Source organism: Parabacteroides sp. Y3-G-102 (genome assembly GCF_023656845.1).
Classification (GTDB): Bacteria; Bacteroidota; Bacteroidia; order Bacteroidales; family Tannerellaceae; genus Parabacteroides; species Parabacteroides distasonis.
Map to the genome: position 1 here is coordinate 81151 of NZ_JAMOKU010000023.1, position 9844 is coordinate 90994.

The 9844-nt window shown below is 46.2% G+C and carries 11 protein-coding genes and 3 tRNA genes; 10 read left to right on the top strand and 4 right to left on the bottom strand.

Features of this window, described 5'->3' with window-relative positions; genetic code table 11:
- Window positions 1-8 precede the first annotated feature (8 nt).
- The 4 genes from uppS to ribD all read right to left on the bottom strand — a co-directional run bounded on the left by uppS (window position 9) and on the right by ribD (window position 4125).
- Window positions 9-752, bottom strand: a complete 744-nt coding sequence (gene uppS, locus NBH16_RS13075; protein WP_005858978.1) for an undecaprenyl pyrophosphate synthase — start codon at window positions 750-752, stop codon at window positions 9-11.
- 11 nt (window positions 753-763) lie between these two features.
- The gene (gene porG, locus NBH16_RS13080) at window positions 764-1468 is read right to left on the bottom strand and encodes a type IX secretion system protein PorG (RefSeq protein ID WP_008772658.1); all 705 of its coding nucleotides are present in this window, start codon (window positions 1466-1468) and stop codon (window positions 764-766) included.
- 81 nt (window positions 1469-1549) lie between these two features.
- Window positions 1550-2926 carry a BamI family beta-barrel-assembly machinery protein gene (bamI, locus tag NBH16_RS13085; protein ID WP_034531826.1) on the bottom strand — a complete coding sequence of 459 codons (1377 nt, stop codon included), beginning with the start codon at window positions 2924-2926 and terminating at the stop codon, window positions 1550-1552.
- A 119-nt stretch (window positions 2927-3045) separates the two neighbouring features.
- Window positions 3046-4125: a bifunctional diaminohydroxyphosphoribosylaminopyrimidine deaminase/5-amino-6-(5-phosphoribosylamino)uracil reductase RibD gene (gene ribD, locus NBH16_RS13090; RefSeq protein ID WP_211736942.1), complete on the bottom strand. Its 1080-nt coding sequence runs from the start codon at window positions 4123-4125 to the stop codon at window positions 3046-3048.
- Window positions 4126-4181: 56 nt separating this feature from the next.
- Between ribD and NBH16_RS13095 the strand changes: the two genes are divergently transcribed.
- The 10 genes from NBH16_RS13095 to NBH16_RS13140 all read left to right on the top strand — a co-directional run bounded on the left by NBH16_RS13095 (window position 4182) and on the right by NBH16_RS13140 (window position 9625).
- The gene (locus tag NBH16_RS13095; RefSeq protein ID WP_008772661.1) at window positions 4182-5138 is read left to right on the top strand and encodes a N5-glutamine methyltransferase family protein; all 957 of its coding nucleotides are present in this window, start codon (window positions 4182-4184) and stop codon (window positions 5136-5138) included.
- Window positions 5135-5635, top strand: a complete 501-nt coding sequence (locus tag NBH16_RS13100; protein WP_250788701.1) for a regulatory protein RecX — start codon at window positions 5135-5137, stop codon at window positions 5633-5635. Before NBH16_RS13095 ends, NBH16_RS13100 begins: the two co-directional genes overlap by 4 nt.
- Window positions 5616-6305 carry a ComF family protein gene (locus tag NBH16_RS13105; protein ID WP_250788703.1) on the top strand — a complete coding sequence of 230 codons (690 nt, stop codon included), beginning with the start codon at window positions 5616-5618 and terminating at the stop codon, window positions 6303-6305. The genes NBH16_RS13100 and NBH16_RS13105 overlap by 20 nt, the downstream gene beginning before the upstream one ends.
- Before the next feature lie 86 nt (window positions 6306-6391).
- Entirely contained in the window at window positions 6392-7027 is a 636-nt protein-coding gene (pyrE, locus tag NBH16_RS13110; RefSeq protein WP_005858992.1) for an orotate phosphoribosyltransferase, read from the top strand.
- Window positions 7028-7049: 22 nt separating this feature from the next.
- On the top strand, window positions 7050-7463 hold the full coding sequence (locus tag NBH16_RS13115) for an SRPBCC family protein (protein WP_005858994.1): 414 nt from the start codon (window positions 7050-7052) through the stop codon (window positions 7461-7463).
- Between the two features lie 13 nt (window positions 7464-7476).
- Window positions 7477-8817: an argininosuccinate lyase gene (gene argH, locus NBH16_RS13120; RefSeq protein ID WP_005867884.1), complete on the top strand. Its 1341-nt coding sequence runs from the start codon at window positions 7477-7479 to the stop codon at window positions 8815-8817.
- Entirely contained in the window at window positions 8810-9283 is a 474-nt protein-coding gene (locus tag NBH16_RS13125; RefSeq protein ID WP_005867883.1) for a Rieske (2Fe-2S) protein, read from the top strand. The genes argH and NBH16_RS13125 overlap by 8 nt, the downstream gene beginning before the upstream one ends.
- 73 nt (window positions 9284-9356) lie before the next feature.
- A tRNA-Gly gene (locus NBH16_RS13130) sits at window positions 9357-9429 on the top strand.
- 23 nt (window positions 9430-9452) lie between these two features.
- Window positions 9453-9537: transfer RNA gene (locus NBH16_RS13135), tRNA-Leu, on the top strand.
- 15 nt (window positions 9538-9552) lie between these two features.
- Window positions 9553-9625 (top strand) — tRNA-Gly (locus tag NBH16_RS13140).
- The last annotated feature ends 219 nt before the right edge of the window (window positions 9626-9844 follow it).

Consider the following 9844-nt stretch of genomic DNA (forward strand, 5'->3'; position numbering starts at 1 on the left):
GCTATTGTTTATAAGATTAATTGCTCACTTGTCTTACCGAAACGACGCTCACGTTGCTGGTAATACAATATAGCCTCATACAACTCTTCTTCTCTGAAATCCGGCCAAAACACATCCGTAAAGAAGAATTCAGCATATGACAACTGCCATAGCAAGAAGTTACTGATGCGTTTCTCTCCTCCGGTCCGTATCAAAAGATCGGGATCGGGGATATTTTTGGTCGTCAAGTGGTCCGAGACCATAGCCTCGGTTATATCATTGGGGTTTATTTTCTGTTCCAAGACCTCTTGGGCGAGTTGCCTAGCCGCTCTGGTGATCTCCCACCGGGAAGAATAACTAAGCGCCAGAACAAGTGTGGTTCCCGTATTCGCCGAAGTCGTATCGATACATTCTTGCAATGTATTATAAGCATCCTCACGCAAGCGGGAAAGGTCGCCTATGGCGGTAAGGCGAACGTTTTTCTTCATCATGTCCGGAGTCTCCCGGTGAATGGCAGAGACCAGCAAGCTCATCAGCGCTTGGACCTCTTCTTCCGGACGATTCCAGTTCTCGGTAGAGAAAGTGTACAACGTCAGATATTTCAATCCGAGTTGAGTGACCGCATCCATAATCTTACGGACCGAAACAACGCCTTCCTGATGCCCGAAGCTACGGTCTTTCCCCTTCGCCTTGGCCCAACGTCCGTTCCCGTCCATAATAATTGCCACGTGCCGTGGCAAGCGATTCTTGTCTATTTTCTCAATCAACGACATTTTTTATCTTACTAATATTCACTTATATTTTTCGCATTGTTACAAGTACGACACCTCGGGCCGAAATCCCATGTAACAGACAACAACAAGAAAGAGTACCAATCTTTATTCTTAAGAGCGCTACCCTTAACACCATACGGATCGTCCAACATGTCCTTTCCCTCTAGGCCATCGCCAAATAACTTACGAAACGAGAACTCGCACCCTAAATTAAGGCGGTTCTTGATCTTATATTTCATGCCCACGCCTAAAGGAATATTCGGGCTGGCGAAAGTCTTCCCACCACCCGGAGCCACCGTCAGCCCAATGCCCACCAAGACATAAGGAGAGAAACGCTTCGCCCCCGCATAGTCGAACTTATCGCTATACGGGAAAAAATTGAACTCCGCCTGTCCCCCCAACTCCATGATACTACGGTTGAAAGAGGTTTGGGCATTATTCGGAAAAACGTTCTCCATACCTTCGGTCTTACCGGAAACCTGTCCCCACATCAAGTTGGCTTTCAAGGCCCAACGAAAGTTGATGTTATACCGGAACACGGCTCCCACCGCCGGATTCATTCCTTTAAATATCGTATTCTTGTTGGCGTCACCCATATAAAAGGCACCACCAGCCATACCACCGATCTCGTACTTATATTCCTGCGCCCAAAGCGTAGGGACCGTACCCGCTAATAGGATGATTATGAGAAGCCGCTGAAAAAAAGTTGAAGTCATAAGCCTTGCTGTTATATATACCACACTTCTTTTTCTAACGCTAAAAGCCTCATAAAATTATACATCTCCTATCGAACTTTTCTATTCCTTCGGGATCAAACGATTGATACGGCCTCTCCAAAGTTGGTTCAAGTCATTGGAACCAGTGCTGGTTTTTCCTCCGAAAATGTTCACGAAATTCTCTTTATCCACAATAATTGAGGAAAAGCCTCTCGCCGCATAGTCGGTCGGTAACACCACCATCGAGTCGATCAACGACCAAGAAATACCATAATCTATCGATTGATACATATCTTTCAATGCCTTGTTCGAAGCGTCGATACCTCCGATCAAGAAAAACTTATCGTCATAATTCGTGATCATCGCTCCCTCACGCTTCGTGAAGTTTGCGTCACCAGAAGCCATCAACGCCCAAGAGATACCATCCATGGTCGCCCAAGTCGTATTAACCACTTGGTTGTCCACGGTACGTCCGCTGGCGGTCATCAAGTACTCATGATACATTGCGGCATATTGGAGATTGCTAAATCCGGTAACAGGGAATCCGCTAGGCACCGCATCTCCGGCGATCCACTCCATGGATTCGTTCATCGCATAGAACGCTAGCTTTCCTTCCTGATCCACGATCGTAGCTAAGGCGGAAGGCTGTTTCGTGCCCTGCTTCACGCTACCCAAAACGTATTTCACGGAAGGGGCGTTCTCTACAGCCCTCCAAGTCAAGCCATCCTCGGATCTATATAAAGTGCCATTTGTAGCCGGCACATATAAAGCATTGTTATACTCGGTAATCTGGGAGATCAAAAGCCCATCGGAAGGCAGACCGGTCAAGGATAATGACTGCCAGCCCTTAGGCGCGCTTACCGGAGCGTAATATAATTGGTAAGGTTTACCGGACTCGGCGGGTTTCACATACATAAAGTAATTCTCCGATCCATTATAATCGTAGGTTACCACCTTCTGATCCTTCACGGTAATGCCAATCATAGGATTCGCGTACATACTCCAAACCATAGAGTCCGGAACCACTTGATGGATATTCACCTGCGCCATATAGACTTTTGTCGTGACTTGGTCATACGCATGAACCACGAACTTTACCGGAGCGGAGAAATTAATGGAGTCTGATAAATTGTTTAAGTAATAAGTAGAGTCCGGATAAGCATACGGGCTTACCTCTATACCGCTAAGCGCATAGCTACTGGCTGCCGTAATCGTACAAACAACTTTCTCGATCTTCGTGCCAAAAGGCAGAGAGTCAATGTTAAAAATCCGCCCCGTCAGTTGGTCGATCGTAAACTTCACGGTATCCAACCCCGAGATAGAATCACTACTTAGCTTAAAAGAGGATATTTGGCAGTTCTTAACCAATTCTATATCAGTGACATCTTCTGATTTCAAACAAGAAGACAACACTAATGCAAAACAACCTGTTATAAATAGTACTAATTTATTTTTCATCAAAAACATAAGTTTGTCGCATATAAAGGCACAAAAGTAGAAACATTTTTTGCTTTCACCCTAATACCTGCTAATATTTATAATATTTTAGTTGATTATATGAGCCTTAAAATTCATAGTTATGATTTTTCGAACTCATCGTTATGATTTAAAATTTCATAGTTATGATTTTTAATGCTCATAACAGAACGTCCGGAGATGCCGCTAACAGCCTCCTTTCCAAGCATCGGCGCATGCACCCCTTGATACAGGCGAACCGGGGCCGTTTCCACCCTCGCCTCGTCCCATACATCCGCTTCCACAAAAGAATTAATCAGCTGAGTCCCACCTTCCACCAATAAGGAATCCAACTTCCGGACAGCAAGATGATCTAGCACTTGCCGGATCACCGGACCCTCGAAATCTATCCGGATATACTCCACGTTCTCTCGGTTTTCCACTTCCTTCTCCGTAAATATTAATGTACGTGAGGAACCATTCAGCAACCGATAAGAATCGGGAATAACGAGCCGGCGATCCAATACGACCCTAACCGGAGAATTACCGGACCAATGGCGCACGTTCAATGAAGGATTGTCCAATAAAGCGGTCCGTGTACCGACCATGATAGCCGCCACCTCCGAACGAAGTTTATGCACCAAGCGGGAAGTCTCCGGAGAAGACAAAACCGTGACCGGCTCCGACACGTCCGTACGCAAACGATCGATAAACCCATCCTCGCTCTGCGCCCATTTCAAGATAATATAAGGACGGCCTTTCGTTTGTAGCGTCATAAACGCCTTGTTCAACACACGGGCTTCTTCCTCCATCACGCCTGTGACGACCTCGACACCGGCCTCACGCAACATCCGCACGCCTCGCCCCGACACCTCGGGAAAAGGATCCAAGCAACCGACCACCACCCGTGGAATCCCTTTCCGGATAATCAACTCGGCGCAAGGAGGCGTCTTCCCATAATGAGAGCAAGGCTCCAGACTCACATAAATCGTACTGTCTTTCAACAAAGACTCGTCTTTCACGGAAGCGATAGCATTCACCTCTGCATGCGCCTCCCCACATTTCCTGTGAAATCCCTCACCGATAATACGGCCCTTATGCACAACCACCGCGCCAACCATCGGATTCGGACTGACATTTCCCCTCCCTCCTTTAGCCAACTCGATGCAACGAGCCATGTATTTCTCTTCAACCTCTATCATAATCTTTGCATATAAACGGTTTTTACACTACTTTCGCGATAAAACAAGAGTAAGATATGACTGAGACCATCGCCTACATCCGAAATTCCCTCAAAGATATTTATCCTCCCGGCGAAGCCCAAGCGCTCGTCCGGCTCATCATGGAACGTGTTTGCGGCCTTTCTACCCATCAACTCCTGTTAGGCAAAGGTAAAGAATTATCTGATACGGAGAAATTTAAAATCAAGGAGATTGTAGAAGGACTGCGTTTATACAAGCCCATACAATACTTATTAGGCATAGCGGATTTTTACGGGATGGAGTTTAAGGTGACGCCGGACGTATTGATTCCCCGCCCGGAAACCGCCGAGTTGGTCGAGCGGATCATCACGGACTACCGAGGCCAAGCCCCTCGTATATTAGATATTGGTACGGGAAGCGGCTGTATCGCTATTTCCTTGGCGAAACATCTTCCGAAGGCTGAGGTAGCGGCGGTAGATATATCGCCCGAGGCACTTGCCGTGGCCGAGGAGAACGCCCGACTGAATCAAGTTTCCGTATCTTTTCTCGAATTGGATATCCTTTCCGAAGGTTATCCCAGTTTCATGCAAGGAAAACTAAAGTTTCACGTAGAAGAAACAAAAGTTTCACGTAAGGAAAACAAAAGTTTCACGTACATGAAACCAAAATCCCATACGGAAGAAACCGCTGTTTCTCCTATAGGCAACTTCAATTGCATCGTCAGCAACCCTCCTTATATAATGAATAAGGAGAAAGCGACCATGGAAGCGAACGTTTTGGAGAACGAGCCTCACCTGGCCTTGTTCGTTCCCGATGACGATCCGCTTCTCTTTTACCGGGCCATCGCCCGCTTCGGACAAAGGCATTTGGTGGAAGGCGGGCATCTATACTTCGAGATCAACGCCCTTTGCGGAAAAGAGACCGTAGCGATGCTACGTCAAGAGAATTACACCGAAGTCGAATTAATACAAGATTTATACGGAAAAGACCGTATCGTAAAAGCAAAAATATGAAAGAGATAACCGAACCCGAGATGTTGCACCGGGCAGCCGCCTATTGCTCCGCCGCCGAACGCTGCATACAAGACGTACAGAAAAAGATCAATGCCGCCGGACTTCCCCCCGACGCCTCCGAGCGTATCATCGCCCGATTGCTGAAAGAGCGGTTTATCGACGAATCCCGTTACACCCGTTTCTTCGTGAACGATAAGCTACGGTTCAATAAATGGGGACGGGTAAAAATAGGCTACGAGCTTTATAAGAAAAACATCCCCTCCCCGATCCGGGAAGAATCGCTCGCCGCCATTGACGAGGGAGAATACCGCTCCATCTTACTCGATTTACTAAAAAGCAAAAAGAAATCGACCAAAGGAAAAGACGAGCGGGACCTATTCAACAAGTTACTCCGTTTCGCCGCCGGACGAGGTTTCGAAAGCCGGATCACGTTGGATTGCCTAAGCCAATTATTCAAAGGAACAGACTGCGAGGATTATGCCGACGACATGGAATAATCTGCTCAACCTGTTTTTCCCAAACTTATGTAAAATATGTAAACGACCACTCGTCGAGGGAGAAGAACAAATTTGCCTGAAATGCCTATGCGACCTGCCGCACACGGGATATCATCGACAGGCGAACAACCCCGTCGAGCAACTTTTTATCGGAAAAGACCGGATCGAATACGCCACCGCTTATCTACGATACGAGAAAGGCGGAAAAGTACAAAGCCTGATACACTCGCTCAAATACCATGATAATAAAGAGCTGGGCTATCTACTCGGACGGCAGATAGCGAGAGAGCTCCAAACGGATCACAGCCCGATATGTACCGTAGACCTCCTTATCCCCGTTCCCCTGCATCCCCGCAAAAAACGGCAAAGAGGTTACAACCAGTCCGAATGGATCGCCTCCGGCATCCGTTCCATATGGGATATCCCCATCGATACGCAAAGTCTGGCCCGCACCACCCACACAAGCACCCAAACTCGTAAGGCCATTTACGACCGCTGGTTAAATGTATGTTCTATTTTTAACGTCATTCATCCGGAAAGCTTAAAAAACAAACATATCCTGCTCATAGACGACGTGATCACAACCGGAGCCACGATTTCCGCTTGCGCAAAGGCTTTATCAGGGATTCCGGGCATACGCATCAGCATTTTAGCCCTATCTGTCGCATAAATATTAATAAAAAATTAACGTACGATATTCAAGGTAATGTCATTCAGTTTATCTATTTTTGCAAACTGATATAAATATAGGATTGTATGAAAACACTGGAAAGTTTAGTAGCAGAAAAATTATTAAAGATTAAAGCCGTAAAGTTGCAACCGGCCAATCCGTTTACTTGGGCATCCGGCTGGAAATCTCCGATCTACAATGACAACCGAAAGACTCTTTCTTATCCGGTCGTTCGTAGCTTCATTAAATTGGAGTTGGCTCGTGTGATTAGTGAAAAATTCGAGAACGTAGATGCCATTGCCGGTGTTGCTACAGGCGCGATCGCTCAAGGTGCTTTAGTAGCCGATTTATTAGGATTGCCATTCGTATACATCCGCTCTACGCCAAAAGATCATGGATTGGAAAACCTTATCGAAGGAGAATTGAAACCGGGTTCTAAAGTAGTGATCATCGAGGATTTGGTATCTACCGGAGGTAGTAGCTTGAAAGCCGTACAGGCCGTACGTAACTTTGGTTGCGATGTCGCGGGTATGGTAGCTATCTTTACCTATGGATTCCCTGTAGCGGAAGCCGCTTTCAAAGACGCTAAAGTAACATTGACTACATTGAGTAACTACGACGCAGTCTTGGAAGAAGCTGTCCGTACGCATTACATCGATGAGTCTGAGATCGCGGTTCTTCAGGAATGGCGTAAAGATCCGGCTAACTGGGACCCGAAATAAGTAATAAACAAAAAGACACTCAATGACTGAAGAATTTGTGAGTGAGGTCAAACAGATCCCACACAATGATGAACGTATCTTCACGATGTTGTCCGATCTTTCCAACTTGGAACGTATCAAGGATCGCATCCCGCAAGATAAAATAAAAAATTTTGAGTTCGACAGCGATACCTGTAGTTTCGCTGTCGATCCCGTTGGTAAGATTACCTTCCAGATCGTAGAAAGAGAGCCGAATAAATTAATCAAGTTCACGACGACCAACTCTCCTGTTCCCCTTTTCTTGTGGATACAATTGAAACAGGTGGCCGAGGACGACACACGGTTAAAAATCACGGTTCGTGCCGATCTGAATCCGTTCTTGAAACCAATGGTATCGAAACCTTTGCAAGAGGCTGTGGATAAAATCTCGACCGTTATCGCCTCCTTGCCTTATTAATTCCTTTTTCATTATGGCTCAGAAACTTTGGGAAAAAAATGTACAGGTAGATCATGAAGTAGATATCTTCACGGTAGGTAAGGACCGTGAGATGGATCTTTACCTCGCTAAATATGACGTATTAGGCTCTATGGCGCATATCACGATGCTGGAAAGTATCGGTTTATTGACCAAAGAGGAACTAAACGTCTTATTAGCAGAATTACGGAATATATACGCCGTAGCGGATCGTGGAGAATTCATCATCGAGGAAGGCATCGAGGATGTGCACTCGCAGGTGGAACTCATGCTTACACGCCGTTTGGGCGATATGGGCAAGAAGATCCATAGCGGGCGTTCCCGCAATGATCAGGTTCTATTGGATCTGAAACTTTTCACCCGTTCGCAAATACAAGAATTGGTTGAGTTGGTTTCCGGCTTGTTCGACGTTTTGATCTCCCAGAGTAACCGGTACAAGGATGTACTGCTTCCCGGATATACGCATCTACAGGTAGCTATGCCCTCTTCGTTCGGACTTTGGTTCGGCGCTTACGCGGAGAGCTTGGTAGATGATTTGCAACTTATGCAAGCCGCATACCGTATTTGCAACCGTAACCCGCTGGGTTCCGCCGCCGGATATGGTTCATCCTTCCCGCTAAACCGCCAGATGACTACGGATTTATTAGGTTTCGACTCGCTGGACTACAATGTGGTATACGCCCAGATGGGACGTGGCAAGATGGAACGCACCGTGGCTTTCGCTATGGCGGGTATCGCCGCTACGCTCTCCAAGTTAGCGTTCGACGCTTGTATGTTCAATAGCCAGAACTTTGGCTTCATCAAACTGCCGGATCAGTTCACGACCGGCTCCAGTATCATGCCGCATAAGAAGAATCCGGATGTATTTGAGTTGACACGTGCCAAATGCAATAAGCTTCAAGGCTTGCCTCAGCAAATCATCTTGATCAGCAATAATCTTCCTTCCGGTTACTTCCGGGATCTCCAGATCATCAAGGAAGTCTTCCTACCGGCTTTCGACGAGCTGAAGGATTGCTTACGCATGGTAACTCATATGATGCGTGAGGTGAAAGTGAACGAGCATATATTGGACGATGATAAATATTCTCTATTGTTTAGCGTGGAAGAAGTGAACCGCCGTGTCTTGGCCGGAATGCCTTTCCGTGACGCTTATAAGCAAGTAGGTTTGGATATCGAGGCCGGTAAATTCGTTCCTTCGAAGAGCGTTAACCATACACACGAAGGCAGTATCGGTAATCTATGTAACGAACCAATCGCCACCATGATGCGTAGCGTGATAGGTTCTTTCTCTTTCGAACGGATGAACGAGGCTGAAAAGAAATTGATCCATGGATAAGATAAGACGGATATTTCCACTTTTGATCTTGTTTACGCTATTATCTTGCGCAGATACGATAGAGACTCGCATTCCCTATCGTGCGGTCTATCTGGAACTAGATCTGACTTATCAAGATAAAGCGTTGAATGCAATACAGGCTTATAAGATCTACACCTCTAAAGATGTAGACCAAGCTGGCGAGCAAACAGGGTTTGGAGGCGTATTGGTTTATCATGGATTGTCCAGTAACGGAACCGGTGCATTCTTTGCGTTCGATGCCGCTTGTCCTCATGAGGCATCCGCTAATGTCATCGTAGATGTGGACGAATCTGCCGTATACGCCATTTGTCCGAAATGCGGTAGTAAATTTGAACTTTTAAACGGTATCGGCAATCCGGTGGAAGGACCTTGCGCTGAGGAGAAACAAGCCCTCAAACAATATGTCGTCGATACAAACGGTAATAAAATTTACATCCATAATTAAATTTTTCACCGGAAATGTTTGGTAGTATAAATATTTGTACTACCTTTGCACTCGCAAAAGAGAAACAAACAATGCGGAAGTAGCTCAGTTGGTAGAGCATAACCTTGCCAAGGTTAGGGTCGCGGGTTCGAGTCCCGTCTTCCGCTCAACTCTTAGAGAAGAGGTGGATGCTCGAATGGTGGAATCGGTAGACACGAAGGACTTAAAATCCTTTGGCCATTGCGGCTGTGCGGGTTCAAGTCCCGCTTCGAGTACGATCTAATTTAATTGCGGAAGTAGCTCAGTTGGTAGAGCATAACCTTGCCAAGGTTAGGGTCGCGGGTTCGAGTCCCGTCTTCCGCTCGCTTCCAAAAGGCCTCGCTGTTCGAAAGAATAGCGGGGCTTTTTATTTCTAAAATATAATCGTATCTTTATCTTCAATTAAAGTGAGGGTTATGGAGGCTCACCCGATAAATCAGGGGGAAAATTCTTTAATTCTATAGAAAATTTGCACCTTTGTACCATGAACAATCAAGGACTATTAGCATTGGCACAGTTGATTCTGCCATCAGAGATACTTTC